The 26,258-nt window shown below is 61.6% G+C and carries 32 protein-coding genes; 12 read left to right on the top strand and 20 right to left on the bottom strand.

Annotated elements, in window-relative coordinates; translation table 11 throughout:
• Positions 1-7: 7 nt before the first annotated feature.
• The gene (locus tag AC07VV_RS09320) at positions 8-1,438 is read right to left on the bottom strand and encodes a coniferyl aldehyde dehydrogenase (protein WP_495036067.1); all 1,431 of its coding nucleotides are present in this window, start codon (positions 1,436-1,438) and stop codon (positions 8-10) included.
• 146 nt (positions 1,439-1,584) lie between these two features.
• On the opposite strand from AC07VV_RS09320, the gene AC07VV_RS09315 reads away from it, so the two are divergent.
• Positions 1,585-2,256 carry a TetR/AcrR family transcriptional regulator gene (locus tag AC07VV_RS09315; protein ID WP_495036066.1) on the top strand — a complete coding sequence of 224 codons (672 nt, stop codon included), beginning with the start codon at positions 1,585-1,587 and terminating at the stop codon, positions 2,254-2,256.
• Positions 2,257-2,283: 27 nt separating this feature from the next.
• Positions 2,284-3,138 carry a sulfurtransferase gene (locus AC07VV_RS09310; RefSeq protein ID WP_495036065.1) on the top strand — a complete coding sequence of 285 codons (855 nt, stop codon included), beginning with the start codon at positions 2,284-2,286 and terminating at the stop codon, positions 3,136-3,138.
• A gap of 6 nt (positions 3,139-3,144) precedes the next feature.
• Here AC07VV_RS09310 and AC07VV_RS09305 read toward each other — a convergent pair whose 3' ends face one another.
• From AC07VV_RS09305 to AC07VV_RS09280, 6 genes are all read right to left on the bottom strand, one after another.
• The gene (locus AC07VV_RS09305) at positions 3,145-3,975 is read right to left on the bottom strand and encodes an AraC family ligand binding domain-containing protein (RefSeq protein WP_495036064.1); all 831 of its coding nucleotides are present in this window, start codon (positions 3,973-3,975) and stop codon (positions 3,145-3,147) included.
• Between the two features lie 4 nt (positions 3,976-3,979).
• Positions 3,980-4,978, bottom strand: a complete 999-nt coding sequence (locus AC07VV_RS09300) for a hydrolase (RefSeq protein WP_495036063.1) — start codon at positions 4,976-4,978, stop codon at positions 3,980-3,982.
• Between the two features lie 63 nt (positions 4,979-5,041).
• Entirely contained in the window at positions 5,042-5,650 is a 609-nt protein-coding gene (gene rsmD, locus AC07VV_RS09295) for a 16S rRNA (guanine(966)-N(2))-methyltransferase RsmD (RefSeq protein ID WP_096817575.1), read from the bottom strand.
• Complete coding sequence (locus AC07VV_RS09290) at positions 5,650-7,140, bottom strand: M16 family metallopeptidase (protein WP_495036062.1); 1,491 nt, start codon at positions 7,138-7,140, stop codon at positions 5,650-5,652. Before AC07VV_RS09290 ends, rsmD begins: the two co-directional genes overlap by 1 nt.
• Positions 7,133-8,488, bottom strand: coding sequence for a M16 family metallopeptidase (locus AC07VV_RS09285; protein WP_495036061.1), 1,356 nt, complete (start codon positions 8,486-8,488; stop codon positions 7,133-7,135). Before AC07VV_RS09285 ends, AC07VV_RS09290 begins: the two co-directional genes overlap by 8 nt.
• Positions 8,489-8,639: 151 nt before the next feature.
• A complete protein-coding gene (locus AC07VV_RS09280) occupies positions 8,640-8,834 on the bottom strand; it encodes a hypothetical protein (RefSeq protein ID WP_096817581.1) in 195 nt (64 codons plus the stop codon).
• On the opposite strand from AC07VV_RS09280, the gene ftsY reads away from it, so the two are divergent.
• The 4 genes from ftsY (at position 8,833) to rpoH (ending at position 13,079) form a co-directional block, all read left to right on the top strand.
• Positions 8,833-10,419 carry a signal recognition particle-docking protein FtsY gene (gene ftsY, locus AC07VV_RS09275; protein ID WP_495036060.1) on the top strand — a complete coding sequence of 529 codons (1,587 nt, stop codon included), beginning with the start codon at positions 8,833-8,835 and terminating at the stop codon, positions 10,417-10,419. The two genes, AC07VV_RS09280 and ftsY, sit on opposite strands and share 2 nt — an antisense overlap.
• On the top strand, positions 10,416-11,087 hold the full coding sequence (gene ftsE / locus AC07VV_RS09270) for a cell division ATP-binding protein FtsE (RefSeq protein ID WP_008065082.1): 672 nt from the start codon (positions 10,416-10,418) through the stop codon (positions 11,085-11,087). The genes ftsY and ftsE overlap by 4 nt, the downstream gene beginning before the upstream one ends.
• Positions 11,084-12,109, top strand: coding sequence for a permease-like cell division protein FtsX (gene ftsX / locus AC07VV_RS09265; protein ID WP_096817585.1), 1,026 nt, complete (start codon positions 11,084-11,086; stop codon positions 12,107-12,109). Before ftsE ends, ftsX begins: the two co-directional genes overlap by 4 nt.
• Positions 12,110-12,224: 115 nt before the next feature.
• A complete protein-coding gene (gene rpoH, locus AC07VV_RS09260; protein ID WP_003229146.1) occupies positions 12,225-13,079 on the top strand; it encodes an RNA polymerase sigma factor RpoH in 855 nt (284 codons plus the stop codon).
• Between the two features lie 70 nt (positions 13,080-13,149).
• Here rpoH and mtgA read toward each other — a convergent pair whose 3' ends face one another.
• Complete coding sequence (gene mtgA / locus AC07VV_RS09255) at positions 13,150-13,872, bottom strand: monofunctional biosynthetic peptidoglycan transglycosylase (protein ID WP_495036059.1); 723 nt, start codon at positions 13,870-13,872, stop codon at positions 13,150-13,152.
• Between the two features lie 74 nt (positions 13,873-13,946).
• Here mtgA and AC07VV_RS09250 point away from each other — a divergent pair, with 74 nt between their 5' ends.
• The 4 genes from AC07VV_RS09250 (at position 13,947) to trmB (ending at position 16,189) form a co-directional block, all read left to right on the top strand.
• Entirely contained in the window at positions 13,947-14,327 is a 381-nt protein-coding gene (locus AC07VV_RS09250; protein ID WP_495036058.1) for a DUF423 domain-containing protein, read from the top strand.
• Positions 14,328-14,398: 71 nt separating this feature from the next.
• Positions 14,399-14,599: a sulfur carrier protein ThiS gene (thiS, locus tag AC07VV_RS09245; protein WP_167394879.1), complete on the top strand. Its 201-nt coding sequence runs from the start codon at positions 14,399-14,401 to the stop codon at positions 14,597-14,599.
• A 60-nt stretch (positions 14,600-14,659) separates the two neighbouring features.
• The gene (locus tag AC07VV_RS09240) at positions 14,660-15,454 is read left to right on the top strand and encodes a thiazole synthase (protein ID WP_085731561.1); all 795 of its coding nucleotides are present in this window, start codon (positions 14,660-14,662) and stop codon (positions 15,452-15,454) included.
• A gap of 9 nt (positions 15,455-15,463) precedes the next feature.
• The gene (gene trmB / locus AC07VV_RS09235) at positions 15,464-16,189 is read left to right on the top strand and encodes a tRNA (guanosine(46)-N7)-methyltransferase TrmB (RefSeq protein WP_085646976.1); all 726 of its coding nucleotides are present in this window, start codon (positions 15,464-15,466) and stop codon (positions 16,187-16,189) included.
• Positions 16,190-16,252: 63 nt separating this feature from the next.
• Here trmB and AC07VV_RS09230 read toward each other — a convergent pair whose 3' ends face one another.
• The 11 genes from AC07VV_RS09230 to AC07VV_RS09180 all read right to left on the bottom strand — a co-directional run bounded on the left by AC07VV_RS09230 (position 16,253) and on the right by AC07VV_RS09180 (position 23,797).
• Positions 16,253-16,801 carry an RNA 2'-phosphotransferase gene (locus AC07VV_RS09230; RefSeq protein ID WP_495036057.1) on the bottom strand — a complete coding sequence of 183 codons (549 nt, stop codon included), beginning with the start codon at positions 16,799-16,801 and terminating at the stop codon, positions 16,253-16,255.
• An 18-nt stretch (positions 16,802-16,819) separates the two neighbouring features.
• The gene (locus tag AC07VV_RS09225) at positions 16,820-17,143 is read right to left on the bottom strand and encodes a DUF3392 domain-containing protein (protein WP_102619691.1); all 324 of its coding nucleotides are present in this window, start codon (positions 17,141-17,143) and stop codon (positions 16,820-16,822) included.
• 20 nt (positions 17,144-17,163) lie between these two features.
• Positions 17,164-18,369, bottom strand: coding sequence for a radical SAM family heme chaperone HemW (gene hemW / locus AC07VV_RS09220; RefSeq protein WP_495036056.1), 1,206 nt, complete (start codon positions 18,367-18,369; stop codon positions 17,164-17,166).
• Entirely contained in the window at positions 18,366-18,962 is a 597-nt protein-coding gene (rdgB, locus tag AC07VV_RS09215) for an RdgB/HAM1 family non-canonical purine NTP pyrophosphatase (protein WP_495036055.1), read from the bottom strand. The genes hemW and rdgB overlap by 4 nt, the downstream gene beginning before the upstream one ends.
• Positions 18,959-19,393, bottom strand: a complete 435-nt coding sequence (locus tag AC07VV_RS09210; protein WP_249483539.1) for a DUF4426 domain-containing protein — start codon at positions 19,391-19,393, stop codon at positions 18,959-18,961. The genes rdgB and AC07VV_RS09210 overlap by 4 nt, the downstream gene beginning before the upstream one ends.
• 26 nt (positions 19,394-19,419) lie before the next feature.
• Positions 19,420-20,040 carry a methionine biosynthesis protein MetW gene (gene metW / locus AC07VV_RS09205; protein ID WP_096817600.1) on the bottom strand — a complete coding sequence of 207 codons (621 nt, stop codon included), beginning with the start codon at positions 20,038-20,040 and terminating at the stop codon, positions 19,420-19,422.
• Between the two features lie 7 nt (positions 20,041-20,047).
• Positions 20,048-21,187 (bottom strand): homoserine O-succinyltransferase MetX, encoded by a 1,140-nt coding sequence (metX, locus tag AC07VV_RS09200; RefSeq protein ID WP_249483537.1) that lies wholly within the window; start codon positions 21,185-21,187, stop codon positions 20,048-20,050.
• Positions 21,188-21,380: 193 nt separating this feature from the next.
• Entirely contained in the window at positions 21,381-21,671 is a 291-nt protein-coding gene (locus tag AC07VV_RS09195) for a DUF167 domain-containing protein (RefSeq protein WP_495036054.1), read from the bottom strand.
• Entirely contained in the window at positions 21,668-22,258 is a 591-nt protein-coding gene (locus tag AC07VV_RS09190) for a YggT family protein (RefSeq protein WP_096817605.1), read from the bottom strand. Before AC07VV_RS09190 ends, AC07VV_RS09195 begins: the two co-directional genes overlap by 4 nt.
• A 10-nt stretch (positions 22,259-22,268) precedes the next feature.
• Entirely contained in the window at positions 22,269-23,087 is an 819-nt protein-coding gene (gene proC / locus AC07VV_RS09185; protein ID WP_495036053.1) for a pyrroline-5-carboxylate reductase, read from the bottom strand.
• A gap of 23 nt (positions 23,088-23,110) precedes the next feature.
• Positions 23,111-23,797 carry a YggS family pyridoxal phosphate-dependent enzyme gene (locus AC07VV_RS09180; protein ID WP_495036052.1) on the bottom strand — a complete coding sequence of 229 codons (687 nt, stop codon included), beginning with the start codon at positions 23,795-23,797 and terminating at the stop codon, positions 23,111-23,113.
• A gap of 56 nt (positions 23,798-23,853) precedes the next feature.
• Here AC07VV_RS09180 and AC07VV_RS09175 point away from each other — a divergent pair, with 56 nt between their 5' ends.
• Positions 23,854-24,888, top strand: a complete 1,035-nt coding sequence (locus tag AC07VV_RS09175) for a type IV pilus twitching motility protein PilT (protein WP_114886090.1) — start codon at positions 23,854-23,856, stop codon at positions 24,886-24,888.
• 51 nt (positions 24,889-24,939) lie between these two features.
• Here AC07VV_RS09175 and AC07VV_RS09170 read toward each other — a convergent pair whose 3' ends face one another.
• Positions 24,940-25,563, bottom strand: coding sequence for a C40 family peptidase (locus AC07VV_RS09170; RefSeq protein WP_096817610.1), 624 nt, complete (start codon positions 25,561-25,563; stop codon positions 24,940-24,942).
• A gap of 248 nt (positions 25,564-25,811) precedes the next feature.
• Here AC07VV_RS09170 and AC07VV_RS09165 point away from each other — a divergent pair, with 248 nt between their 5' ends.
• Positions 25,812-26,246 (top strand): NINE protein, encoded by a 435-nt coding sequence (locus AC07VV_RS09165; RefSeq protein WP_493070119.1) that lies wholly within the window; start codon positions 25,812-25,814, stop codon positions 26,244-26,246.
• Positions 26,247-26,258 lie beyond the last annotated feature (12 nt).

Below are 26,258 nucleotides of genomic sequence, written 5' to 3'. Positions count from 1 at the left end.
GGTGACGTTAGCGAATGAACAGTTTCTGGATCAGTTTCTGAATGGATTTCCCGTACGGCGGGTAAATCAGCTTCGCCGCGTTGAAGCGCTGTTTAACCAGCACACCCTTGGCTTTGCTGAAGGTCAGAAAACCTTCGTGTCCGTGGTAATGGCCCATGCCCGATGGGCCGATACCGCCGAAGGGCATATCGTCCTGGGCCACATGCAGCAACGTATCGTTGAGGCAGACACCACCGGAATGGGTTTCGTGGAGCACGCGCTTCTGTTCGCGCTTGTCGTAGCCGAAGTAGTAAAGAGCCAGAGGACGTGGCCGCTGATTGATGTAAGCAAATGCCTGATCCAGATCCTGATACGGCACGATCGGCAGCAGCGGGCCGAAGATTTCGTCCTGCATCACCGTCATCTCGTCACTGACATTCAGCAGCAGGCTGTGAGGCATGCGTCGGCCCTGGCCCTGATCGAACAGCGGAATCAGCAGCGCGCCCTTGCTGGTGGCGTCGCTGAGGTAGCTGTTCAGCCGCGCCAATTGGCGCTCGTTGATGATGGCGGTGTAGTCCGGGTTGTCGGTGAGTGTCGGATAAAACCCGCGCACGGCCTGGCGATAGGCTTCGACGAAACCGCCGACCCGCTCTTCCGGCACCAGCACGTAGTCCGGGGCCACGCAGGTCTGGCCGGCGTTGAGGGTCTTGCCGAAGGCGATGCGTTCGGCGGCGTCCTTGAGCGGTACGTCGCGGGAGACGATGGCCGGGGATTTGCCGCCCAGTTCGAGAGTCACTGGCGTGAGGTTTTCCGCCGCTGCGCGCATCACGTGCTTGCCGATGCTGGTGGCGCCGGTGAACAGAAGGTGATCGAAGCGCAGTTTCGAGAACGCCACGCCGACATCGGCCTCGCCGAGCACCACGCAGACCAGGTCTTCGGGGAAGATCCGTGCCAGCAATTCCTTGAGCAACAGGCCGGTGGCCGGGGTCGACTCACTGAGCTTGAGCATCACCCGGTTGCCCGCTGCGAGCGCGCCGGTCAACGGGCCCATGGCCAGAAACAGCGGGTAGTTCCACGGCACGATCACGCCGACCACGCCCAGCGGCTGATACACCACTTTTGCCGATGCCGGCTGGAAGGCGACACCCACTTTGCGCCGCGATGGCTTCATCCACTGGCTGATATGGCGGCTGGCGTAATGAATGCCGTGCAGGCTTGGCATCAACTCGGCGAGCAGGGTTTCATCGGCGCTGCGGTGGCTGAAATCCGAACTGATCGCCTCGACCAGCGCCTGCCGTTCGCTGCTCAGCAGATCGCGCAACGCCTTGAGCCATTGCTGGCGCTGGGCGGCCGGCGGCATCGGGTTGGCGGCGTAGGCGGCGCGCTGCGCGTTGAACAACCGGTTGAGCTCTTCCAGCGGCTGTTGCAACGATTGCAGGTAGGCAATATCGGCGGTCATTGTCGGCTCCGGATTTGTTGTCGTGAGGAACTTTCTAGAGTCTATGCTCTAGAAAGTCAAATGACTTCCTTGTGCGTCATGGTTTTATCCCATTCCGGTTAGGTCGTAAGATGCCCCCCAACGCACTCTGAATTAAAGCTCAAGCCATGGCCCCACGGATCAAAACCAGCGAGCGCATCGTGCAGAACAGCCTTGAGCTGTTCAATCAGCAGGGCGAGCGCAGCATCAGCACCAACCACATCGCCGCTCACATGGAGATTTCTCCGGGCAATCTGTACTACCACTTCCCCAACAAGCAGGCGATCATCTCCGTGCTGTTCAGTGAGTACGAAAGCCTGGTGGACAGCTTCCTGCGCCCGCCTCAGGGGCGGGCGGCGACGGTCGAAGACAAGCGTTTCTATCTCAAGGAACTGCTGTCGGCGATGTGGCGCTACCGTTTCCTGCATCGCGATCTCGAGCACCTGCTCGACAGCGACCCGGACCTGGCCGGGCGTTACCGGCGCTTTTCCCAGCGCTGTGTGATTCAGGGCGCGGCGATCTATGAAGGCTTCGTCGCCGCCGGCATCCTGAAGATGGACCGGGTGCAGATCGAATCCCTGACCCTCAACGCGTGGATCATCCTCACGTCCTGGGTGCGCTTTCTGTGCACCACCCGGGAAAATTCCAATCACCTCAGCGAGCAGGCCATTAAACGTGGCGTGTATCAGGTGCTGGTGCTGGAAGCGGGGTTTGTCACCGATCAGGCCCGCGATGAGGTCAACGCACTGTTCGAAGAATTCTACGTACCGTTGGCCCAGGCCCTCGAAGAAAGGTCCTGACCCATCCGCTCACAGGAGTCGTTCGCTATGCCGATTGCGCAACTGATCAGCCCGACCACGCTGGATGCCCGCAAGGAGCAACCGGGGCTGGTGATTCTCGATTGCCGTTTTGCCCTCGAAGACCCGGACTACGGCCAGCGCAGCTATGCCGAAGGGCACATTGCCGGGGCGAGTTTTGCCGATCTTGAGCGTGACCTCAGCGGTCCGGTGATCAAAGGCGTGACCGGCCGCCATCCGCTGCCGGAACCTGCAGCGTTGATCGAGCGCCTGCAAACCTTCGGCATCAACAACGACAGCGACGTGGTTCTGTATGACGACGGTCCCGGTGCCTACGCGGCGCGGGCCTGGTGGTTGCTGGCGTGGCTGGGCAAGCGCGATGGCGTATTTATTCTCGATGGCGGGCTCAAGGCCTGGCACGCGGCGGGTCTGCCGTTGAGTCTGGACGCGCCTTCGGTGGCTCGCGGGACGTTCAGCGGGCAGGCGGACAAACATCTGCTGCTCAGCGCCGAGCAATTGCAGCAACGCCTCGGCCAACCGGCCCTGACCCTGCTCGACGCCCGTGCCTTGCCGCGTTTCAAGGGCGAAGTGGAGCCGATCGACCCGATCGCCGGGCACATCCCCGGCGCGCAATGCGCGGCGTTCACCGAGAATCTGGGCAGCGACGGACGTTTCCTGCCGGCCGATCAACTCAAGCAGCGCTTCGCCGCGAAACTCGGCGCGCGTTCACCGACCGATCTGGTGGCGTATTGCGGCTCGGGGGTGACGGCGTGTCACAACCTGTTCGCCCTGTGCCTGGCGGGTTATCCGTTGGGTTCGCTGTATGCCGGGTCGTGGAGCGAGTGGATCAATGAGCCTTCGCGCGGTATCGCCACCGGCGAGTAAGCGCGTTCAGCGGTCCAGCCGCGCGCTGCGGTAGGCCGCCGGGCCCACGCCATAAACCTGTTTGAACTGCCGGCTCAGATGGCTCTGGTCGGCAAAGCCCAACTGTGTGGCGACTTCCACCGGCAGGCAGCCGCTCTGCAACAAGCCCCGCGCGCAGGCAATCCGTTGTTGCATCAGCCAGGTGTGCGGCGGCATGCCGGTGGCGCGGCGGAATACCCGGGCGAAGTGGAAGGGCGACAGGTTCACGGCCGCCGCCAGTTCTTCCAGCGAGGGTGGTGCCGCCAGTTGTGCGTGCAGTAATTCCTTCGCCATCACCACCGCACGATGTTCCTTGCCGGGTTTGCCGTTGATCTGCACCGCCGCGTGACGTTGCAACAGCAACAGCATCATTTCGCGCCACACCGTTTGCTGCTGCAGCGCGGTGGCGGGGCTTTCCAACAAGCGGTGCAACTGGCTGAAGCCGTTGACCAGATCCGGATCGCGGTACAGCGTCGCGCCAAAGGCGGGCATCGGCGCAGTCGGCAGTTCCAGCTCTTCGAGCAGCGACACAATCTTGCCGGTGTCCGGATAAAACGCCCGGTACAGCCAGCCGTCCTCGGTGCCTTTGTGGCCGGTGTGCAATTCGTCCGGGTTGATCAGCACCAGCGTGCCGCTGCCGGCCAGGTGTTCGGCACCGCGATAACGGTAGCGCTGGGCGCCGGCCATGATCATGCCGATCACGTAGCCGTCGTGGACGTGCGGGGCGAAGCGATGCTCGATGTAGCGCGCCGACAGCAATTCGACCCCGGCCAGTGGTGCGGTTTGCCAGAAGCGGATCGACTCGCCCTGATCGCTCATGACGTCACTCGCGCCCCGAGTCGGCCAGCCACTGGGGAATGCGTCGTTCCAGGTAATAACCCGGTTGGCGGAATGAGCCGTCGACGAAACCGACATGCCCGCCCCGGGCCTGCAATTCGAACGCGGTCGAGCTCGACAGCTCACTGGCCGAAGGCAGGCTGTGGGGGAACACGAACGGATCGTCCGCCGCTTGAATGATCAGGGTCGGTGTACGGATCTCGCCAAGAAAGTAGCGGCTCGACGCACGGCGATAGTAATCCTCGGCATCGGCAAAGCCATTCAGTGGCGCCGTCACCCGGCCGTCGAAATCCCAGAAGGTGCGCATGTTTTCCAGCGAGCCAAGGGCGGCCAGTGCGGCAAGACCATCCTCGCGACCGTCGTGCTGGAACTGGCGCTGCTTGTTCTTGATGTAGGCCACCATCTCGCGCATGAAGTGCGCCTGATAGACCTTCGAAAACCCTTGGCCAATACGATCGGCGCACTGATCCAGACGAAACGGCACCGATACCGCCACCGCGCCGAGCACACCGCTGGCGCTGCCGGTTTCCCCCAGATGCTTGAGCAGCACGTTGCCACCGAGGGAGTAGCCGACCGCATACAGCGGCGCCAGTGGCCGCTTGGCCTTCAGATGGCGGATGGTTTCGGCGAGGTCTTCGCTGGCGCCGGAATGGTAGCTGCGCGGCAACAGGTTCGGTTCGCCCGAGCAGCCACGCCAGTTCAGCGCAACACTCGCCCAGCCTTGGGCGGAGAGCGCTGCCTGGATTCCGGCGACGTAAGGCGAATTGGAAGAGCCAGTCAGCCCGTGCAGCACCAATACCAACGGCGCTTCCGCACTGTGGGGGCCGTGCCAGTCAAGGTCGAGGAAATCGCCGTCGTCCAGCCACAGCCGTTCACGCTGGCGATCAAGGTGTACGGTTTTGCGCCACAGCGGCCCCCATAAGGTTTGCAGGTGCGGATTGCCTAGGCCGAAGGCGGGGATGAACGATTTTGACGAAGGGGACACGATTGCTCTCGAAGCAGCGCAGCGAGCCTCGGCTGAAGCTCGCCGCTTTTTCAGGCCGGTCGGTTAACCGGCGATCACTGCCATACGTTGCCACAACGCGTAGTACACCCGCCCGGATTTCTGCTCGCGGTGCAGGCGCCAGTTGCCTGGCAGGCCGAGGGTCGATGGCGCGGTTTCGCTTTCAGTGTAGATCCACGAATCATCGGCCAGCCATTGGCGCTCTTCCAGCAGCGTGCAGACGGCTGGCAGCAGGTTCTGGTTGAACGGCGGGTCGAGGAACACCAGATCGAACGCGGTCGCGGTCTGGGTTTCCAGATAGCGCAAGGCATCGGCGGTCTGCACGTGGCCGTTGGTGCAGCGCAGCGTGCCGAGGTGTTCTTTCAGGCTGGAGACTGCGACATGGCTGGCATCCAGCGCCTGACCCATGGACGCGCCACGGGACAGCGCTTCCAGAAACAGCGCGCCGCTGCCGGCGAACGGATCGAGCACCTTGGCCCCGGCAACGTACGGCGCGAGCCAGTTGAACAGGGTTTCGCGCACACGGTCCGGCGTCGGACGCAGGCCCGGCGCATCGGGGAAGCTCAGTTTGCGGCTGCGCCATTCGCCGCCGATGATGCGCAGCTGGTTCACACCGTTGTGCAGTTTCTGTACAGGTTTCTTTGGACTGGCCATTAATGCTCCGGAACCCCGAGCGGCTGCTCGGCAGGTTTATCAGATGGGGCCGGTAACGGCTTTTGCGGCACGGTCGGGCCAGCGCTGACGATGACCAGTTTATCCGTGCTCAAGTGTTTATTCAGGGCGTCGCGAACTTGTTCGACGGTCAGGCTCTGGGACTGACGCATGAAGTCGTCCAGATAATTCAGCGGCAGGTTGTAGAAACCCATGGCGCCGAGTTGGCCGACGATATCGGCGTTGCTCGCAGTGGACAGCGGGAAGCTGCCGGCCAGTTCGCGCTTGGCGTCATCAAGTTCTTTCTGGGTCGGACCGGTCTTCAGGTAATCGGCGAGCACATCCTGCACCAGTTTCAGGGTGCCTTCGCTCATTTCCGCGCGGGTCTGCAGATTGATCATGAACGGGCCGCGAGCCTGCATCGGGCTGAACGCCGAATACACGGTGTAGGCCAGACCACGTTTCTCGCGGACCTCACTCATCAAACGAGTGCCGAAACCACCGCCGCCGAGGATCTGGTTGCCCATCGACAGTGCGGCGTAGTCCGGGTCGTCACGGTCGATGCCCAGTTGCGCAAGCATCAGGTTGGTCTGCTTGGACGGGAACTCGATATGTCCGACGCTGGCCTTCGGCTCCAGCGGTTGGGCGATCTTCGCCAGCGCCGGGCCTTTTGGCAGGGCGGCAGAAACCTGATTGGCAATTGCCTCGGCCTCGGCACGGGACAAGTCGCCGACCAGTGCAATCACCACGTTGCCGGCGGCATACGCCTTGGCGTGGAACTCACGCAGTTGCGCCAGGGTGATCTTGGGTACGCTTTGCGCGCTGCCATCGCTGGAGTGCGCGTACGGGTGATCGCCGTACAGGCGCTTCATCAATTCCAGGCTGGCGAGCTTGCCGGGGCTCTGTTTCTGATACTCGAAACCGGCGAGCATCTGGTTCTTGATACGTGCGAAGGAGTCGGCAGGGAAGGTCGGTTTGCCGATTACTTCGGAGAACAGCTTCAGCGCCGGTTCGCGTTTGTCGACGGCACTCAGGCTGCGCAGCGAAGCGATGGCCATGTCCTTGTAGGCGCCGTTGCCGAAATCCGCGCCCAGGCCTTCAAAGCCCTGAGCGATGGCACCGACATCCTTGCCCGCGACGCCTTCGTTGAGCATGGCGTTGGTCAGCAGAGCCAAACCTGGCGCGTTGCCGTCCTGGCTGCTGCCGGCGGAGAAGATCAGGCGCATGTCGAACATCGGCAGTTCGCGAGCTTCGACGAACAGCACCTTGGCGCCTTCGGCGGTGTTCCAGGTCTGCACGTCGAGCTTGCGGCTGGCGGGGGCCTTGCCGTCGAGTTCGGCCAGCGATTGCAGCTTCTGGCTGGTCTTGGCGTTATCCAGTGCTTCGCTGGCCTTGGTGTTGTCGCTCGGCGCCAGGTAGAACGCGGCGGAGCCGATCACCGCCACGGTGATCAGGCCGAGCAGCAACAGGCGTGGGGTTTTGCGCTCACTCATGAGTCGTCTCCAGTGGCAGGACGTGGGCGACGCTGAGACGTTCGCGGGTGAAATACAGCTTGGCGGCGTTCTGGATGTCTTGCGGGGTGACGCTTTCCAGATCAGCCAGTTCGGTGTCCATCAATTTCCACGACAGGCCGACCGTCTCCAGTTGGCCGATGGCGGTGGCCTGGGCAGTGATCGAGTCACGCTCGAAGACCAGGCCGGCGATGACTTGCGCACGCACGCGCTCCAGTTCTTCGGCGGACGGTGCGGTGGTTTTCAACTGTTCCAGCAGTTTCCACAGACCGGCTTCAGCCTGGCCCATGGTCTTTTTCTTCTGGGTGTTCGGTGTAGCGGACAGAGTGAACAGGCTGTCACCGCGCGTGTAGGCGTCATAACTCGACGAACCGCCGGACACCAGCTCTTCGCCGCGCTCCAGTTGGGTCGGGATACGACCGCTGTAGCCGCCGTCCAGCAGCGCCGAAATCAGGCGCAAGGCATTGATGGAGCGCTTGTCCTCGACGGTGGCCAGGCTTGGCACGTTGAAACCGAGCATCAGGCTGGGCAGTTGGGTCTGCACATGCAGAGTGATCTGGCGTTCGCCGGGTTCGGCCAGTTCCAGCGGTTTTTTCGCCGGTGGCACATCGCGTTTCGGGATCGGCCCGAAATAGCGCTGGGCGAGGGTTTTCACCTCGTCCGGGGTCACGTCACCGACCACCACCAGCGTGGCGTTGTTCGGCACATACCAGGACTGGTACCAGTGGCGCAGCTCTTCGACCTTCATCCGGTCGAGATCGGCCATCCAGCCGATGGTCGGCGTGTGATAGCCGCTGGCCGGGTAGGCCATGGCCTTGTAGCGCTCGTAAGCCTTGGACATCGGTTTGTCGTCGGTGCGCAGGCGGCGCTCTTCCTTGATGACTTCGATTTCCTTGGCGAACTCGTCGGCCGGCAGGCGCAGATTGGCCATGCGGTCGGCTTCCAGTTCGAAGGCCACGCCCAGACGGTCGCGGGCCAGCACCTGGTAGTAGGCGGTGAAGTCATCGCTGGTGAACGCGTTCTCTTCGGCGCCGAGGTCGCGCAGGATCAGCGAGGCTTCACCGGGGCCGACTTTCTCGCTGCCCTTGAACATCATGTGCTCAAGGGCGTGGGACAAACCGGTCTGGCCCGGGGTTTCGTAGCTGGAACCGACCTTGTACCAGACCTGCGACACCACCACCGGCGCGCGATGGTCTTCGCGCACGACGACCTTCAAGCCGTTGTCGAGGGTGAATTCGTGGGTCGGTTGCGGGTCGGCTGCCAGGGCCGAAAGGGGCAGGCAGACTGTGCTGAGCAGCAGGCCTGCGGCGCGGCGGGCTAGAGCATTCATTCGTTTTTAAACCTGTTGGGCTGCCCGCTTGGTCTTAGCCTAGGCGGGCGAGGAGGTGCTAGGATACTGATCCGTTTTACCGGCGACCACGCCTATCCGGTTTTGAAACTTGATCAGGTTGTATGGGTTTGCGGCAGAAGGCCTTGGTTTATCAGCTAAACTTCGCTTTTTCGCCGATTTTGCCGGCTAGTCCTTCATTAAAACGATTCCTTTGAGGTGCCGTTGGCGCTTCGACAAAATGTTGCGCGTGAACAAGCTGGGTGAAACGCAGTCTGTTCTGCATCGAATATTTATTTGCCGGGGCGCCCCTGTGGCGCGTCGCTACCGTGAGATAGCCGTCCTCCATGTTTGGTTCCAACGACGACAAGAAGACCCCAGCTGCGGCTGGCGAGAAGAAAAGCCTGTTCGGATGGCTGCGCAAGAAACCGCAGGAACCCGTCGTCGAACAGCCGACTGCCATTCCTGAGCCGGCGCCGGCTCCAGCGCCTGTAATAGAGGAAGCGCCGGCACCGGTTGTACTGCCGATCGCCGAGCCGGTGTTGCAACCGGTGGCCGAAGCCGAGCCAGAAGCGCCGACGGCCACCGAGCTGCCGCTGACTCCGGTAGCCCAGCCATGGCTGACCTTGCCGGTGGCCGAGGAACCGGTGGCACTGGTTGAAGAGGCTGTGCCGCATGTGACCCCGGTGATTCCTGCGCCGGTTGCTTGGGTGCCTGAGCCGGTTCCAGTTTCTGTGACTGAACCTGAGCCTGCGATTGAAGCCGCGCCAGTTCCCGCCGAGCCTGTCGCAGTTGCTCCGGTTGCTCCGGTTGCTCCGGTTGCTCCGGTTGCTCCGGTTGCTCCGGTTGCTCCGGTTGCTCCGGTTATCGAAATCCCCGAGCCTGCACCTGCACCTGCACCTGCACCTGCACCTGCACCTGCACCTGCACCTGCACCGGTCGTCGCTGCGCCTGTCGCGGTCGTCGAAACTCCGGTCGAGGCGCCGCGCACCGAAGAAACCAAGGCCGGCTTCTTCGCCCGTCTCAAGCAAGGCCTGTCGAAGACCAGCGCCAGCATCGGCGAGGGCATGGCCAGCCTGTTCCTCGGCAAGAAAGCCATCGATGACGAGTTGCTCGACGACCTTGAAACCCGTCTGCTGACCGCTGACGTCGGCGTCGAAGCGACGTCGGTGATCATCCAGCGCCTGACTCAGAAGGTCGCACGTAAAGAGCTGGCCGATTCCGACGCACTGTACAAATCCCTGCAAGCCGAGCTGTCTGCGATGCTCAAGCCGGTCGAGCAGCCGCTGAAGATCGTTTCGCAGAACAAGCCGTTCGTGATCCTCGTGGTCGGCGTCAACGGTGCCGGCAAGACCACCACCATCGGCAAACTGGCGAAGAAGCTGCAACTGGAAGGCAAGAAAGTCATGCTCGCTGCCGGTGACACCTTCCGTGCCGCGGCGGTCGAGCAGTTGCAGGTCTGGGGTGAGCGCAACAAGATTCCGGTGATCGCCCAGCACACTGGCGCGGACTCGGCCTCGGTGATCTTCGACGCCGTGCAGGCCGCCAAGGCCCGTGGCGTTGACGTGCTGATCGCCGACACCGCCGGTCGCCTGCACACCAAAGACAACCTGATGGAAGAGCTGAAAAAGGTTCGCCGGGTGATCGGCAAGCTCGACGCCGATGCGCCGCACGAAGTGCTGCTGGTGCTCGACGCCGGCACCGGTCAGAACGCCATCAACCAGGCCAAGCAATTCAACCAGACCGTCGAACTGACCGGCCTGGCGCTGACCAAGCTCGACGGCACCGCCAAGGGCGGGGTGATTTTCGCCCTGGCCAAGCAATTCGGCCTGCCGATCCGCTACATCGGCGTCGGTGAAGGCATCGACGATCTGCGTACCTTTGAAGCCGAACCCTTTGTCCAGGCACTCTTTGCCGAGCGGGAGCGTTCATGATTCGTTTCGAACAGGTCGGTAAACGCTACCCGAACGGTCACGTCGGCTTGCATGAGCTGAGCTTTCGAGTCCGTCGCGGTGAGTTCCTGTTTGTCACCGGCCATTCCGGTGCCGGTAAATCCACGTTGTTGCGCCTGCTGCTGGCGATGGAGCGTCCGACCAGCGGCAAACTGCTGTTGGCCGGGCAAGACCTGAGCACCATCAGCAATGCGCAGATTCCGTTTCTGCGCCGGCAGATCGGCGTGGTGTTCCAGAATCATCAGCTGTTGTTCGATCGCACGGTGTTCAACAACGTCGCGCTGCCGTTGCAGATCCTCGGGCTGTCCAAGGCGGAAATCGCCAAGCGCGTCGATTCGGCGCTGGAGCGCGTGGCGCTGTCGGACAAGACCGATCTGTACCCCGGCGACCTGTCCACCGGTCAGCAGCAGCGCGTCGGCATTGCCCGCGCCATCGTTCACCGTCCGGCCCTGCTGCTGGCGGACGAACCGACCGGTAACCTCGACCCGCGTCTGGCGGCCGAGATCATGGGGGTGTTCGAAGACATCAACCGTCTGGGCACCAGCGTGTTGATCGCCAGTCACGACCTGGCCCTGATTGCGCGCATGCGCCATCGCATGCTGACCCTGCAACGCGGCCGATTGATCGGTGACGGGGAGGCTGGCGAATGAGTGCAACACGTAGTCCGAAGGTTTCCGAGCGTGTGGCCCCGAAAGCCGCCGATCCGCAGCCGCCAAAGAAGAAAAAGCACGACGATGACGATGGTCCGGATTTCGCCACGCTGTTCCGTGCCTGGGTAGAAAACCACCGTGCCAGCCTGCTCGACAGCCTGCGCCGCCTCGGCAAGCAGCCGATCGGCAGTTTCTTTACCTGTATGGTGATGGCGGTTGCACTGAGCCTGCCGATGGGGCTTTCGTTGTTGCTGAACAACGTCGAACGCCTGGGTGGTTCCTGGCAGCGTGCGGCGCAGATCTCGCTGTACCTGGAGCTCGAAGCCAGTCCGGCTCAGGGCGAGAAGCTGCGGGATCAGATCAAGGGCATGCCCGGTGTAGCTGATGCTGAATATGTCGGCCGCGATCAGGCACTGGAAGAGTTCCAGCAGCAGTCGGGACTGGGCGAAGCCCTGCGCGAGCTGCCGGAAAACCCGCTGCCGGGTGTGGTGCTGGTCACGCCGAACGAGGTCGACAAGTCGACGCTGGAAGCATTAAGACAAAAACTTTCCGAGCTGCCCAAGGTACAACAGGCGCAACTTGATCTAGTCTGGGTCGAGCGTCTGGCTGCCATCCTCAAGCTCGGCGACCGCTTTGTCTTCGGTCTGACGGTGTTGCTGGTTTCCGCATTACTTTTGGTGATAGGCAATACCATTCGTCTTCATATTGAAAACCGCCGCACCGAGATAGAAGTGATTAAACTCGTCGGCGGCACCGACAGCTATGTGCGTCGTCCCTTCCTTTATATGGGCGCGTTGTATGGCTTCGGTGCGGGGCTGCTGTCCTGGGGTGTGCTGGCGTTCGGCCTGAACTGGCTGAACGACGCGGTGGTTGGGCTGGCCGGCTTGTACGGCAGTGATTTTGCGCTGGCCGGAGTGCCAGTTGCCGACGGTCTGTCGCTCTTGCTTGGCGCGGTGCTGTTGGGTTATATCGGTGCATGGATTGCAGTCGCACGTCATCTCAGGGAGCTGGCGCCGAAGTAGAATCTTTTTTTGCGCGTGATTGACCTTACGGTTTTTAGGGAACTTGTACCTGAGTTCCCGGTCAATTTTTCGCAGTGCCGAAAGGCGCGAGTATGTAAGTCGGAGGTTTTTTCGTATGACCAATTCTTTGCAACCTGCGTATGCATTGGTTCCGGGCGCAAACCTGGAAGCCTATGTACACACCGTCAACAGCATTCCATTGCTGACGCCGGAGCAGGAGCGTGAACTGGCCGAGAGTCTCTACTATGAGCAGGATTTGGGGGCGGCTCGGCAGATGGTGCTCGCCCACCTGCGTTTTGTTGTACACATTGCCCGTAGCTATTCCGGCTACGGTCTGGCTCAGGCTGACCTGATCCAGGAAGGCAACGTCGGCCTGATGAAGGCCGTGAAGCGTTTCAACCCGGAAATGGGCGTGCGTCTGGTGTCCTTCGCGGTGCACTGGATCAAGGCCGAGATTCACGAGTTCATCCTGCGCAACTGGCGGATCGTGAAAGTCGCGACCACCAAGGCCCAGCGCAAGCTGTTCTTCAACCTGCGCAGTCAGAAGAAACGTCTGGCCTGGCTGAACAACGAGGAAGTCCACCGTGTGGCGGAAAGCCTCGGCGTCGAGCCGCGTGAAGTGCGTGAGATGGAAAGTCGCCTGACCGGCCATGACATGGCCTTCGACCCGGCTGCCGAAGCCGACGACGACAGTGCTTTCCAGTCGCCGGCCAACTACCTGGAAGACCACCGGTATGACCCGGCGCGTCAGCTGGAAGATGCCGACTGGAGCGACAACTCCAATCACAACCTGCACGAAGCGCTGGAAGTGCTGGACGAACGCAGCCGCGACATCCTCTACCAGCGCTGGCTGGCAGAAGAGAAAGCCACGTTGCACGACCTGGCGCAGAAGTACAACGTATCGGCCGAGCGGATCCGTCAGCTCGAGAAGAGCGCGATGAACAAGCTCAAGTTGTCGATTGCCGCGTAAGCGGTCTATCAGAAACAAAAAACGCCCCGATCAGTGATGATCGGGGCGTTTGTGTTTGCGTGTCAGAAACTCATTGGGCCCAGGGCGCGCGGCGTGAATCATTGAGTGTCAGCAGATAGCTGTCGCCACCCAACTGGCTCATCTGTTGGCGAATCCATCCGGCCCTGCGTGAAACATAGGATGTCGGGTGGCTGGCGCTCCAGACCCGGGGATTGGGCAATACGGCCGCCAGATAACTCGCCTGCTGCCGGGACAAAGACTTGGCGCTAACGCCAAAGTGATGCCTTGCTGCCGCTTCGGCACCAAACACGCCGTCATCCCACTCGACACTGTTCAGGTACACCTCGAGAATCCGCTGCTTGGGCCAGAACACTTCGATCAGCGCGGTAAACCACGCTTCCAGGCCTTTGCGCAGATAGCTGCGGCCCGACCACAAGAACAGGTTCTTCGACACTTGCTGGCTCAAGGTGCTGGCGCCGCGAATCGAACCGCCGAGTTCGTTGTGGGCCAGTGCGGCCTTGATTGCACTCAGGTCAAAACCCCAGTGCTCGGGGAATTTCTGGTCTTCGCCGGCAATCACCGCGACCTTCAGGTCATCGGAGATCTCGTCCCACGGCTTCCAGGTGCGCTGCAGATCGATCGGCTCGCCGTCGACCCAGGATTCGATCTTGCGCTCGACCATCAGCGCCGTGCCCGGTGGTGGCACGAAGCGAAACAACAACACCAGCAATACGCTGCCGCCCGCGAACCAGAGCAGAGCCTTCGTGAAACGACGGAGAAATAAACGCAGCATAGAGATGGCTTGGCCGAACCGGTTGAGCGGGCCATTATACAGACCCTGCCGATCGAGTCTGACTGGAGTTCTACATGCTGCGTAGCTTTCTGATGCTGGCTGCCTTCTTTGGTTTTACCGGTGTCGGCCTCGGCGCATTCGCCGCCCATGGCCTGAAAAACCGCCTGACCCCCGAGTACCTCGCGATCTTCCACACCGGCGTCACCTATCAACTGGTGCATGCGCTGGCGCTGTTCGGCGTGGCGCTGCTGGCCACGCAGCTTCAGGGGCGACTGATCGCCTGGGCCGGCATCTCGTTCAGCGTCGGCATCCTGCTGTTTTCCGGCAGCCTGTACCTGCTGACCACTATCGGCATCGGTAAGCTCGGTATCATCACCCCGTTCGGTGGCCTGGCGTTCCTGATCGGCTGGTTGTGCCTCGGACTCGCCGCCTGGCGCCTGCAGCCAACCGCTTGACGCTTGGTGCTGACCTTTAGGTCATGATCGGGCTAGAATGCCACCCCCTAAAAATGATGGCGGCATCCGGCATGCGCATTCAGTTGAACGGCGAATCCCTTGAACTGCCCGACGGTGAAACCGTTGCGGCCCTGCTGACCCGTCTGGACCTGACCGGACGCCGGGTGGCGGTCGAACTCAATCTGGATATCGTCCCGCGCAGCCAGCATGCCGACACGACTTTGAACGACGGCGACAACGTCGAAGTGGTGCACGCCATCGGCGGCGGCTAGTCGCCAGGCCTGTATGGGCCGAGAATTCTGCAAGACCCTCACCCCAACAGAGGATTTCCCATGAGCATCGTTCGTAGCGACAAGCCTTTCGTTCTGGCCGGTCGTACTTACCAGTCGCGTTTGCTGGTCGGTACCGGCAAGTACCGTGACATGGAAGAAACCCGTCTGGCCATCGAAGCCTCGGGTGCCGAGATCGTCACCTTCGCCGTGCGCCGCACCAACCTGGGCCAGATCGAAGGCGAGCCGAACCTGCTCGACGTGCTGTCGCCGGATCGCTACACCTTCCTGCCGAACACCGCTGGCTGCTACGACGCTGTCGAGGCTGTGCGCACCTGCCGCCTGGCCCGTGAGCTGCTCGATGGCCACAATCTGGTGAAGCTGGAAGTGCTGGCCGACCAGAAAACCCTGTTCCCCAACGTGATCGAAACCCTCAAAGCCGCCGAAGTGCTGGTCAAGGAAGGTTTCGACGTGATGGTTTACACCAGTGATGACCCGATCATCGCCCGTCAACTGGCTGAAATCGGCTGCATCGCAGTGATGCCGCTGGCCGGTCTGATCGGTTCGGGCCTGGGGATCTGCAACCCGTACAACCTGCAGATCATTCTGGAAGAGGCCAAGATCCCGGTGCTGGTGGATGCCGGTGTCGGCACCGCTTCCGACGCCACCATCTCCATGGAGCTGGGCTGTGATGCGGTGCTGATGAACTCGGCCATCGCCCACGCCCAGCAGCCGATCATGATGGCTGAAGCCATGAAACACGCGATCGTCGCGGGCCGCCTGGCCTACCTCGCCGGCCGCATGCCGAAAAAACTCTATGCCAGCGCCTCTTCGCCGCTGGATGGTCTGATCAAGTAAGAGCTATTGATGACTGAATCGAACGACACGCCAATCCAGACGGAAGAAGGCGACGAGCGCCAACACCGCCGCATCAAGAGTTTTGTGATGCGCGCCGGGCGCATGACCGAAGGCCAGCAACGCGGCCTGGATCAGGGCGCGCCGAAGTTCGTCCTGCCGCTGGCCGATGCGCCGGTGGATTACGACCAGGTGTTCGGCCGTTCCGCGCCGCGTTCGCTGGAGATCGGTTTCGGCATGGGCCACTCGCTGCTGGAAATGGCAGCCGCTGCGCCGGAACAGGATTTCATCGGTGTCGAAGTTCACCGTCCGGGTGTTGGCGCGCTGCTCAATGGCGTGCTGACTCAGGGTTTGACCAACCTGCGGGTCTACGATTGCGACGCGATCGAAGTGCTCAATCGCTGCATCGCCGACAACAGCCTCGATCGCCTGATGCTGTTCTTTCCGGATCCGTGGCACAAGAGCCGTCACCACAAGCGCCGCATCGTTCAGGCGTCCTTCGCTGAGCTGGTGCGCAGCAAGCTGAAGGTTGGCGGCATTCTGCACATGGCCACCGACTGGGAACCGTACGCCGAATACATGCTGGAAGTGATGAACGTCGCCCCGGGCTATCGCAACCTCGCCGAAGACGGCAAGTGCGTGCCACGCCCGGCCGAACGCCCGATCACCAAGTTCGAACGCCGCGGCGAACGTCTTGGGCATGGCGTGTGGGATCTGAAGTTCGAAAAGCTCGCTTAAGCATCACGCAATAAAACTGTGGGAGCCATTGGCTCCCACAGTTGTTTTAGCAGTACTTGGAAATTACACCGTAGAAAGAAACTCTGCCGGAACCCGCTCAGTCAGCCAGACACCATTCTCGGCCTGATAGAACTTGAAACCCTGTTCCTGCATCTGCCGCGCTGCCACCTTCAGAATCACGACCGTTCCGTAACGTTGCCCAACCGCCGAGGCGGTAGCGGTTTCCTGAGAAAGGTGCACGTGATGGCGTGATCCCGGGATCAATCCCTGCTCGTTGATCGAGTCCATGAAGCGCGTCGCGGTGCCGTGATACAGCGTTTCTGGAGGCTGCTTTTCTTCGAACTGCAGCTCCACGCTTTTCGTCGAGTGTCCCTGAACCGCACGAATCGACTGACCGTCGGCGGAGATCGAAAAGCGCTTCTTGTCGCTGCTCGCCACGACGTTTTCGATTAGCGCGCGATCCAGCGTTCTACCGTCCCGCGTCGCGCCACCGATCAAGGCGTCGATGTTCGCCCAGCCTTCAGAGTCCAGCGTCAGGCCGATCGCCTGTGGCTCATGACGCAGCACGAAGCTGAGAAATTTGCTTGTTTCGTCCAGCAGTTTCTTGCTCATGAACTTCCCTGTCTGTATTCAGCGTCGGTCGGCGACCACGCCGATCAAAACGAGCACCACCAACAAAACCGGCGCCAGGCTGTAGTTGTTGAACTGGCTCAGACCTTTCACTACCCACGGCGTGGCGTAGATCAGTGCCGCGCCGCTGCCGATCAGGCAGAGCAGGGCCATCAGTGGGACGCGCAGGGCGCCGGCGATGCTGCCCAGGCGTTGGTCGACCCAGGCCTTGAAGTCAGCGCCGAACAGCACCAGCAGGCAGCCCACCAGGGCCAGCGCGATTTCCGAGAGGTTGCTGCGGCTCCAGCGGGACACGGTGGCGAGCAGGTCGAGTATCAAATCCATGCGGTTTCCTTAAGAGCGGGTCAGCTCAGAAATTTCTGCAGCAAGTCATTGAGGAACAGTTGTCCGCGCTCGGTGGCCGCCAGACGTGACGGTTCGACCTGCAACAGACCGCTTTGTTCGGCCTCGCGCCGGTGTTCGTCGAGGCTTTCCAGCGGCAGGCCGGTGCGCTCGGGATACAGGCGCGATTCGACGCCGGCGGTCAGACGCAGGGCGTTCATCAGGAACTCGAACGGCATCTCGTCGTTGGTCAGGGTTTTCTCGCCGGCCTGGAAGCTTTTGGCCGGGTTGAGGTAATCCTTCGGCAAGCGCGTCTTCCAGGTGCGCACGATGCGCCCGTCCGGATGGCTGAGCTTGCCGTGGGCGCCGGCGCCGATGCCGATGAAGTCGCCGAAGCTCCAGTAATTGAGGTTATGCCGCGCCGGGCGACCCGGTTGGGCGTAAGCGGAGACTTCGTACTGCGCGTAACCGTGTTCGGCCAGGAGCGCCTGTCCGGCCTCCTGAATGTCCCACAGCGTGTCGTCTTCCGGCAGCACTGGCGGCTGGTTCCAGAACACGGTGTTCGGCTCCAGTGTCAGTTGATACCAGGAAATGTGCGTCGGCTTCAGCTCGATCGCCTGGCGCAGATCGCTCAGGGCATCGTCCAGCGACTGATCCGGCAAGCCGTGCATCAAGTCGAGGTTGAAGTTATCGAACCCGGCCTGGCGCGCCATACCGGCGGCGCGGATGGCTTCGTCGCCGTTGTGGATGCGGCCGAGGGCCTTGAGCTTTTCCTGCTGGAAGCTCTGGATACCGATCGACAGACGATTGATCCCCAGTTTGCGGTAGGCGACGAACTTCTCTTGTTCGAAGGTCCCGGGGTTGGCTTCCAGGGTGATTTCGATGTCATCGGCAAACGGAATGCGTTGTTTCACACCTTCGAGCAAGCGGCCCAGTGCTTCGGCACTGAACAGGCTCGGCGTGCCGCCGCCAAAGAAGATCGAACTCAACTCACGGCCGTACACCGCGTGCAGATCCTGATCGAGGTCGGCGAGCATCGCGTCGACGTATTCCTGCTCCGGCAGCACCGGGCTGGCGGTGTGGGAGTTGAAGTCGCAATACGGACATTTGCGCACACACCACGGGATGTGGATGTACAGCGCCAGGGGCGGCAGCGTCGGCAACGGCGCCCGAGGCGAGGAGGCGGCGCCGCCGATGATCAGCGACGACGCGGAGGAGCTATCGGTCATTTCAAGCCCAGACGCAGGCGCAGCAGATCCATTGCACGGGCGCGGTGGCTGATCTGGTTCTTGTCGATCGGGCTCAGCTCGGCGCTGGACACGTTACGTTCGGGCACCCAGAACAGCGGGTCATAGCCGAAACCGTGTTCACCGCTGGCGGCGGTCAGGATGCGCCCGTGCCACAGGCCTTCGCACAGGATCGGCAGCGGATCGTCAGCGTGACGCACCAAAGCCAGTACGCAGACGAACTGCGCCCCGCGCTCGGCTTCAGGCACATCTTTCAAGGCGTCGAGCAGTTTGGCGTTGTTCGCTGCGTCGCCCTTGCCGTCGGCATAGCGGGCCGAGTAGATACCCGGCGCACCGCCGAGGAAATCCACCGCCAGACCCGAATCGTCGGCCAGTGCCGGTAGCCCGGAAATGCGCGCGGCATTTCGGGCCTTGAGGATCGCGTTCTCGACGAACGACAGGCCGGTCTCTTCCGGCTCCACGCTGCTGAATTCGCCGATCGAGCGCAGTTGCACCGATTCGCCGAGCATGGCCTGGAGTTCCTTGAGTTTGCCGGCGTTATGGCTGGCCAGTACGAGTTGCTTGAGGTTCATCATTCGCCGGGGAAAAGCTCTTGGTTGAAATTGATGGTGTTGATCTTGTCACCGTTCTGCACCTTGATTTCAAAGGTGCGGGTTTCCTGCTGTTCCACCGGGTACTGGGCGATGTAATAGATCGCGCCCTGTTCGGTGACCTGGCGGAAGTTGAGCGTCACGCTCTGGCTGGTCAGGTCTTTGACCGTGCCGGTGACATTGGCGATCAACGGCTTGCCGTCCTTGATCACCGAGACATTGATCACGCCCTGATTCTTGCTGCGGATCAGCTCGGCAGCCTTGGCGATGTCCGGTTGCAGGTAGGTCGAGTTAAAGGTGTTGTAGTGCACCGTCACGTCGCCGAAGGTTTCCTGGCGCTCGCCCTTGATGACGTCGGCAGCCATGGCCGAGAGGCTCAGGCAGGCGGCCAATAGCGCGGTAATCAAGCGTCCCATGTTCGTTCTCCTCGCAATGTCGTGGTTCAGACCGCGATTCTGTGATCCTGCAGCCCTGGGCTGCTGACGCGGTAGATACCGATCTCACCTAACAGATTAGGCCATAGCTTACTGGCCCACCCGTGGCGGTGCTGTTGATCCACGGCAAGCCGATCAATGACCTTCGCCTCACGTTCGCGGCAAAGTTCTTCAAAGTCTTCGAAGGTGCAGAAGTGAATGTTCGGCGTGTTGTACCAGGTGTACGGCAGGAACTCGGACACCGGCATCCGGCCCTTGCTCGCCAAGTACCAGCGGCAGCGCCAGTGGCCGAAGTTGGGGAAGGTGATGATGCACTGGCGACCGACCCGCAGCATTTCGTCGAGGATCTTGTCCGGGTAGTGCACGGCTTGCAGGGCCTGGGTCATCACGACCACGTCGAAGCTGTTGCTGGCGAAGTTGCCCAGGCCCTTGTCCAGGTCCTGCTCGATGACGTTGATGCCCTTGGCCACGCACTCGGCGATGTTGTCCGGGTCGTTTTCCAGGCCATAGCCGGTGACCTGCTTGTGGTCACGCAGCCAGGTCAGCAACTCGCCGTCACCGCAACCGAGGTCGAGCACGCGGCTGCCGGCGGGGATCCATTCCTGGATGATTTCCAGATCAGCTCTCATGGCTTTCTCACAACGAAATGCGGTTCATGTAATTGCCGAACGCCTGCAAGTAGCGAGGGATCGGAATCAGGAAGGCGTCGTGGCCCTGCGGCGCGTCGATTTCCAGGTAGCTGACGTCCTTGCGCGCGGCCATCAGCGCGTCCACCAGCTCCCGCGAGCGGGCCGGGGAGAAGCGCCAGTCGGTGGTGAACGACATCACGCAGAATTTGGCTTTGGCACCTTCGAAGGTTTTTGCCAGGTTATCGTCGAAGTTGGCCGCCGGATCGAAGTAATCGAGCGCCTTGGTCATCAACAGATAGGTGTTGGCATCGAAGCGCCCGGAGAACTCTTCGCCCTGATAGCGCAGGTAGCTTTCGACCTGGAACTCGACGCTGTGGAAGTCGTAGTTGAGTTTTTCGCTCTTCAGGCCACGGCCGAATTTCTCGCCCATGGAGTCGTCGGACAGGTAGGTGATGTGCCCGACCATCCGGGCCAGCATCAGGCCGCGCTTGGGAATCACGCCCTGTTCCTGGAACGAGCCGCCGTGGAATTCCGGGTCGGTGAGAATCGCCTGGCGCGCCACTTCGTTGAAGGCGATGTTCTGCGCCGACAGCTTGGGGGCCGAGGCGATGGCCAGGCAGTGGCGCACGCGATCCGGATACGTGATGGTCCATTGCAGCGCCTGCATGCCGCCGAGGCTGCCGCCGATCACCGCGGCCCACTGGCCGATGCCGAGCAGGTCGGCGAGGCGTGCCTGGCTGTGCACCCAGTCTTCCACGGTCAGCACCGGGAAGTCGGCACCGAACGGCTTGCCGGTTTCCGGGTTGAGGCTGCTCGGACCGGTGGAACCGTTGCAGCCGCCGAGGTTGTTCAGGCTGACCACGAAGAACTTGTTGGTGTCGATCGGTTTGCCGGGGCCGATGCAGCTGTCCCACCAACCGGGCTTGCGGTCGTCGACGCTGTGATAACCAGCGGCATGGTGGTGGCCGGACAAGGCGTGGCAGATCAACACGGCGTTGCTCGCTTGCGCGTTCAGCGTGCCGTAGGTTTCGTAGATCAGGTCATAAGCGGCCAGCGACCGGCCGCAGGCCAGGGCCAGCGGTTCGCTGAAGTGCGCCGTTTGCGGCGTCACCAGACCAACAGAATCGGGGGGAAAGGCAGCTGGCATCGACCCTGCTCTCGTTGAAATGAGGCGTAAGTCTAAAGACCGGTGGGGTTAGCGGCAAGCAACTACCTGCGCTCGTTCCCACGCTCTGCGTGGGAACGCCTCATTGGACGCTCCGCGTCCGCTTCGGCGGGGACGCGGAGCGTCCCGGGATGCATTCCCACGCAGACGGTTCGACGCCTCGACGTGGGAACGATCAAGGTAAAACCAAACCCGGCAAATCCGGCAGTTTTTTGGGGGCGTGGATGCGCACACGTTTCTGCCGGTTCAACTCACCGCTGATCAGGCTGACCTGGCTCTTGGAAACCCCAAAAGCCTTGGCCAGAAACCCCATCAGGTACGCATTGGCCTTGCCCTCGACCGGCGGGGCGGTCAGGCGGATCTTCAGGCGGTCGCCGTGCAACCCGGCGAAGTCATCGCTGCGGGCTGCCGGTTGCAGGTGACACTCGAGGATCAAGTCGTCACCGTCCCAACGGAACCAGCTCACATCAACAGGCGCAGGATTTCCGGCATCATCGTCATCGCCGCGAGGTTGTTGATCACCAGCATGTCGATCAGCTTCAGCGCGAGGAAGGCGAAGATCGGCGACAGGTCCAGACCGCCCATGCTCGGCAGGAAGCGGCGGAACGGCGCCAGGGCCGGTTCGCAGATCTGGTTCACCAGTTCGGCGCCCGGGTTATGGCTGCCCGGAGCGACCCACGACAGGATCACGCTGATGATCAGGGCGAAGAAGAAAATCTTCAGGAACAGCGCGGTCACGCCGATGATCGACCAGATGAACAGTTGCAGCGGATTGCCGGTGGTGCCGTAGGTCAGCAGCAGGGTCAGCGCCATCAGTGCCAGTTGCACGAGAATTGCCAGCACCAGCGACGACATGTCGAGGCCGAAGACGCTCGGGATGATCCGGCGCAGCGGCTTGAGCAGCGGCTGGGTGGCCTTGACCACGAACTGGCACAGCGGGTTGTAGAAGTTCGCCCGCACCAGTTGCAGGACGAAGCGCAGCAGCACGATCAGCAGGTACAGGCTGCCGAGGGTTTGCAGCACGTAGACCGCTGCAGTGTTCAATCCAATCATGTAAGGCTCCTTATTTGCCCAGTTGTTCGGCCATCTCGGCCGAGCGGTGCGCGGCGGCGCCGAGTGCTTTTTCCACCAGGGCTTCGAAGCCGCCGGCCTGGAACGATTTGATCGCCGCTTCCGTGGTGCCCGCTGGCGAGGTCACGCGGCGGCGCAGTTCGGCGGCGTCGGCGTCGCTGGACACGGCCATGTGCGCGGCGCCCAGCGCGGTTTGCAGGGTCAGTCGCTCGGCAGTTTCCTTCGGAAGACCGAGTTTGACGCCGGCAGCGGTCATGGCTTCGATCAGCAGGAAGAAATACGCCGGGCCGGAACCGGAGACGGCGGTGACCGCGTCCAGTTGTTGCTCTTCGTTCAGCCACAGGGCGATGCCCACGGCGGACAGCAGCTCTTCAGCCTGCTGGCGCTGTTCGGCGCTCACTTCACTGGTGGCGTACAGACCGCTCACGCCCTGACGCAGCAGAGCCGGAGTGTTGGGCATGCAGCGCACGATTGGCTGCTCGCCGAGCCACGCGGTCATGCTGGCGCAGGTGATGCCGGCTGCGATGGACACCACCAGTTGATTCGGTTTCAGGCTCGGGCGGATCGCTTCGCACACGGCTTTCATGGCCTGTGGCTTGACCGCCAGCACGACAACGTCGGCACCGTCGATGGCCTGGGCGTTGTCGGCGAAGGTTTCGATGCCGTGCTCGGCGCTGACCCGGTTGCGGGTCTCTTCGCCCGGATCGCTGGCGCGGATCGATGCGGCTTCCAGACCCTTGGCCCGCAGGCCGCCGATCAGGCTGGCGGCCATGTTGCCGGCACCGATAAAGGCAATACGCGTGTTGCTCATGTCAGGTCCTTATCTGGAAATCATCAAGATTGGGAGTAGTCGCGAGCGCCAAACAGGGCCGTACCGATACGGACCCAGGTGGCGCCCTGGGCAATGGCCGACTCGAGGTCGTGGCTCATGCCCATGGAAAGTGTGTCGAGCGGCAGATCGAGGCTGGCCTGCAGCTTCTGAACAGCGGCGAATGCGGCGTCTTGCTCGGCGCGATCGTCGGTCGGCTCGGGAATCGCCATCAACCCGCGCAGTTTCAGACGCGGCAGCGCGCTGATGGCCTGGGCGAGGGCCGGCAGGTCTTGCGGGGTGCAGCCGGACTTGCTGGCTTCACCGCTGACGTTGACCTGAATGCAGATGTTCAGTGGCGGCAGATCCGCCGGGCGTTGCTCGGACAGGCGTTGGGCGATTTTCAGGCGATCCACGGAGTGCACCCAGGCGAAGTGCTCGGCAATCGAGCGGGTCTTGTTCGACTGAATGGGGCCGATGAAGTGCCAGATCAAGGGCAGGTCGGCCAGTTCGAGCTGTTTGCCCAGGGCTTCCTGCAGGTAGTTCTCGCCAAAGTCGCGCAGGCCGGCGGCGTACGCTTCGCGCAGGGCTTCGGCCGGTTTGGTCTTGCTCACGGCCAGCAGCTGGACGCTGTTTTCATCGCGGCCTGCGGCTTTGACGGCTGCCTGAATGCGCGAACTAACCAGTGAGATGTTGTCTGCTATCGTGGACATCAAGAGGCGCCAGCGGTCTGTAGGTTCGCGGCATTCTACTGGAATTGAGGAACGCTATGGATATCACTGAACTGCTGGCCTTCAGCGCCAAACAGGGCGCTTCCGACCTGCACCTGTCGGCCGGACTGCCGCCGATGATCCGCGTGGATGGCGATGTGCGACGGATCAATCTGCCGGCGCTGGATCACAAGCAGGTGCATGAGCTGATCTACGACATCATGAACGACACCCAGCGGGTGGAGTTCGAGAAACATCTGGAAACCGACTTTTCCTTCGAAGTGCCCGGCGTGGCGCGTTTTCGGGTCAACGCCTTCAACCAGAACCGTGGCGCCGGCGCGGTGTTCCGCACCATTCCGTCGAAAGTGCTGAGCATGGAAGACCTCGCCATGGGCGATGTCTTTCGCAAGATCACCGACGCCCCGCGCGGGCTGGTGCTGGTGACGGGGCCGACCGGTTCCGGCAAATCCACCACCCTCGCGGCGATGATCGATTACCTCAACACCCATCGCCATCACCACATCCTGACCATCGAAGACCCCATTGAATTCGTTCACGAATCGCGCAAATGCCTGATCAATCAGCGTGAGGTTCACCGCGATACCCGCAGTTTCGCCACGGCCCTGCGTTCGGCATTGCGCGAGGATCCGGACGTGATCCTGGTGGGCGAGATGCGCGATCTGGAAACCATCCGCCTGGCACTGACCGCCGCCGAGACCGGGCACCTGGTGTTCGGAACGCTGCACACCACGTCGGCGGCCAAGACCATCGACCGGGTGGTGGACGTGTTCCCGGGGGATGAGAAGTCGATGGTGCGTTCGATGTTGTCCGAGTCGCTGCTGGCCGTGGTGTCGCAGACGCTGATCAAGAAGATCGGCGGCGGCCGGGTGGCGGCGCACGAGATCATGCTCGGCACGTCGGCGATCCGTAACCTGATCCGCGAGGACAAGGTGGCGCAGATGTATTCGGCGATCCAGACCGGCGGGTCGCTGGGGATGCAGACGCTCGACATGTGCCTGAAGGATCTGGTGACCAAGGGCCTGATCAGTCGCGAACATGCGCGGGAGAAGGCGCGGACACCGGATAATTTCTAAGGACGAAAAAAAACGCAGCCCGAGGGCTGCGTTTTTTATGATCTGTACAGATCAGCGCTGAACCACGCGCATCTGCTTGCCACCCGGTTCTTTCGGCAGCACGCGCTTGGCTACCACGTAATGCTGTTCCCAATACGGCTTGTTCAGCGTATCGATACTCACCGCTTTACCACGACGCGGCGCGTGGATGAAGCGGTCGTTGCCCAGGTAGATGGCAACGTGATTGACCCGACGGCTCTTGATGTTGAAGAAAATCAGGTCGCCAGGCTTGAGATCCTTGCGCTCGACTTTCTCGCCGTGGCCGCTGGCCATGGCATTCGAGGTGCGGGGCAGGTCGAAAGTCGCGTCGTTGAACGCGTATTTCACCAGGCCGCTGCAATCGAAGCCTTTACTTGGGCTGCTGCCGCCCCAACGGTAAGGTGTACCGAGGACGTTCACCGCGCGACTGAGGACGTTGCTGCTTTCCTTGTTCGCCATCGGTGGGACCAGCTTGCCGTGACTCTTGCTGGCGAGCGTGGTGTGTTTCGTTTGCTTGCCTTTGTTCGAAGGAGCAGAGGCATGGGATTTAGGGGTGAAGCCGTTGACGTTGGGAAGACGTTGCTCACGATTGGTGGCGTGGGCGGCCAGTGGCATTAATAGGCAAATGGTTAGCCATGTCTTGAAAAATGGACGCATTAGGCAGGGCTCTTATGTGTTAGCGCGCAACTTTATAACAGCTTTTTTGTCCCTTCCGAGGCCGTTGGTCGATTCAAAAGGCGGGCAACGGAACCAAACAAGCGGCAAATAGACGCAATTGTCGGACAGAAGTCAGGTGCTATAAGGCTTTGACGGAACACACGGTAGCATTTGCCGTACGTCGGCTACCTGTAAAAAAGTCACAAAGAATTAAAGAATATTTATCTATCGTGTGAATCGAGGTCTTCATGAACAGCTATCAGCTACCCCGTGTGAAGGAAAAAGACACCCATAGCAAAGTGATCGGTTACCTGCTGTGGATCTTCGGTTTTACCGGTTCTCACCGCTTCTATTACGGCAAGCCCGTGACCGGAACGATCTGGTTTTTCACCTTCGGGCTGCTGGGGATCGGCTGGCTGATCGACGTGTTCCTGATCCCGGCGATGGATCGGGAAGCGGACCTGCGATTTGCTGCGGGGCCGATCGAATACAACGTGGCGTGGATCCTGCTGACGTTCCTCGGGGTGTTCGGCGTGCACCGGATGTACCAGGGCAAGTGGATCACAGGCTTGCTGTACCTGCTGACCGGCGGATTGTTCTTTATTGGCGTGCTGTATGACTTCTGGACGCTGAACGATCAGGTGTCGGTGCGTAACGCGCAGAATCGCGGCGCATTCCAGTAATAAAGTGTGGCG

It is taken from the genome of Pseudomonas sp. GW821-FHT02C04, assembly GCF_059421845.1.
This window is presented reverse-complemented; position numbering and strand designations above follow the sequence as displayed.

What these genes read in the sequence shown, in the direction of transcription:
- trmB (WP_085646976.1), top strand. Translation starts at nt 15,464, where the DNA reads ATGACTGAATCGAACGACACGCCAATCCAGACGGAAGAAGGCGACGAG.
- AC07VV_RS09165 (WP_493070119.1), top strand. Translation starts at nt 25,812, where the DNA reads ATGAACAGCTATCAGCTACCCCGTGTGAAGGAAAAAGACACCCATAGC.
- AC07VV_RS09180 (WP_495036052.1), bottom strand. Translation starts at nt 23,797, where the DNA reads ATGTCCACGATAGCAGACAACATCTCACTGGTTAGTTCGCGCATTCAG.
- AC07VV_RS09310 (WP_495036065.1), top strand. Translation starts at nt 2,284, where the DNA reads ATGCCGATTGCGCAACTGATCAGCCCGACCACGCTGGATGCCCGCAAG.
- AC07VV_RS09285 (WP_495036061.1), bottom strand. Translation starts at nt 8,488, where the DNA reads ATGAATGCTCTAGCCCGCCGCGCCGCAGGCCTGCTGCTCAGCACAGTC.
- rdgB (WP_495036055.1), bottom strand. Translation starts at nt 18,962, where the DNA reads ATGATGAACCTCAAGCAACTCGTACTGGCCAGCCATAACGCCGGCAAA.
- AC07VV_RS09240 (WP_085731561.1), top strand. Translation starts at nt 14,660, where the DNA reads ATGAGCATCGTTCGTAGCGACAAGCCTTTCGTTCTGGCCGGTCGTACT.
- thiS (WP_167394879.1), top strand. Translation starts at nt 14,399, where the DNA reads ATGCGCATTCAGTTGAACGGCGAATCCCTTGAACTGCCCGACGGTGAA.
- AC07VV_RS09315 (WP_495036066.1), top strand. Translation starts at nt 1,585, where the DNA reads ATGGCCCCACGGATCAAAACCAGCGAGCGCATCGTGCAGAACAGCCTT.
- ftsX (WP_096817585.1), top strand. Translation starts at nt 11,084, where the DNA reads ATGAGTGCAACACGTAGTCCGAAGGTTTCCGAGCGTGTGGCCCCGAAA.
- AC07VV_RS09230 (WP_495036057.1), bottom strand. Translation starts at nt 16,801, where the DNA reads ATGAGCAAGAAACTGCTGGACGAAACAAGCAAATTTCTCAGCTTCGTG.
- AC07VV_RS09225 (WP_102619691.1), bottom strand. Translation starts at nt 17,143, where the DNA reads ATGGATTTGATACTCGACCTGCTCGCCACCGTGTCCCGCTGGAGCCGC.
- rpoH (WP_003229146.1), top strand. Translation starts at nt 12,225, where the DNA reads ATGACCAATTCTTTGCAACCTGCGTATGCATTGGTTCCGGGCGCAAAC.
- ftsY (WP_495036060.1), top strand. Translation starts at nt 8,833, where the DNA reads ATGTTTGGTTCCAACGACGACAAGAAGACCCCAGCTGCGGCTGGCGAG.
- AC07VV_RS09280 (WP_096817581.1), bottom strand. Translation starts at nt 8,834, where the DNA reads ATGGAGGACGGCTATCTCACGGTAGCGACGCGCCACAGGGGCGCCCCG.
- rsmD (WP_096817575.1), bottom strand. Translation starts at nt 5,650, where the DNA reads ATGGCCAGTCCAAAGAAACCTGTACAGAAACTGCACAACGGTGTGAAC.
- mtgA (WP_495036059.1), bottom strand. Translation starts at nt 13,872, where the DNA reads ATGCTGCGTTTATTTCTCCGTCGTTTCACGAAGGCTCTGCTCTGGTTC.
- AC07VV_RS09190 (WP_096817605.1), bottom strand. Translation starts at nt 22,258, where the DNA reads ATGATTGGATTGAACACTGCAGCGGTCTACGTGCTGCAAACCCTCGGC.
- AC07VV_RS09210 (WP_249483539.1), bottom strand. Translation starts at nt 19,393, where the DNA reads ATGGGACGCTTGATTACCGCGCTATTGGCCGCCTGCCTGAGCCTCTCG.
- ftsE (WP_008065082.1), top strand. Translation starts at nt 10,416, where the DNA reads ATGATTCGTTTCGAACAGGTCGGTAAACGCTACCCGAACGGTCACGTC.
- AC07VV_RS09320 (WP_495036067.1), bottom strand. Translation starts at nt 1,438, where the DNA reads ATGACCGCCGATATTGCCTACCTGCAATCGTTGCAACAGCCGCTGGAA.
- AC07VV_RS09175 (WP_114886090.1), top strand. Translation starts at nt 23,854, where the DNA reads ATGGATATCACTGAACTGCTGGCCTTCAGCGCCAAACAGGGCGCTTCC.
- AC07VV_RS09305 (WP_495036064.1), bottom strand. Translation starts at nt 3,975, where the DNA reads ATGAGCGATCAGGGCGAGTCGATCCGCTTCTGGCAAACCGCACCACTG.
- AC07VV_RS09170 (WP_096817610.1), bottom strand. Translation starts at nt 25,563, where the DNA reads ATGCGTCCATTTTTCAAGACATGGCTAACCATTTGCCTATTAATGCCA.
- proC (WP_495036053.1), bottom strand. Translation starts at nt 23,087, where the DNA reads ATGAGCAACACGCGTATTGCCTTTATCGGTGCCGGCAACATGGCCGCC.
- AC07VV_RS09290 (WP_495036062.1), bottom strand. Translation starts at nt 7,140, where the DNA reads ATGAGTGAGCGCAAAACCCCACGCCTGTTGCTGCTCGGCCTGATCACC.
- AC07VV_RS09250 (WP_495036058.1), top strand. Translation starts at nt 13,947, where the DNA reads ATGCTGCGTAGCTTTCTGATGCTGGCTGCCTTCTTTGGTTTTACCGGT.
- metW (WP_096817600.1), bottom strand. Translation starts at nt 20,040, where the DNA reads ATGAGAGCTGATCTGGAAATCATCCAGGAATGGATCCCCGCCGGCAGC.
- hemW (WP_495036056.1), bottom strand. Translation starts at nt 18,369, where the DNA reads ATGACCGATAGCTCCTCCGCGTCGTCGCTGATCATCGGCGGCGCCGCC.
- metX (WP_249483537.1), bottom strand. Translation starts at nt 21,187, where the DNA reads ATGCCAGCTGCCTTTCCCCCCGATTCTGTTGGTCTGGTGACGCCGCAA.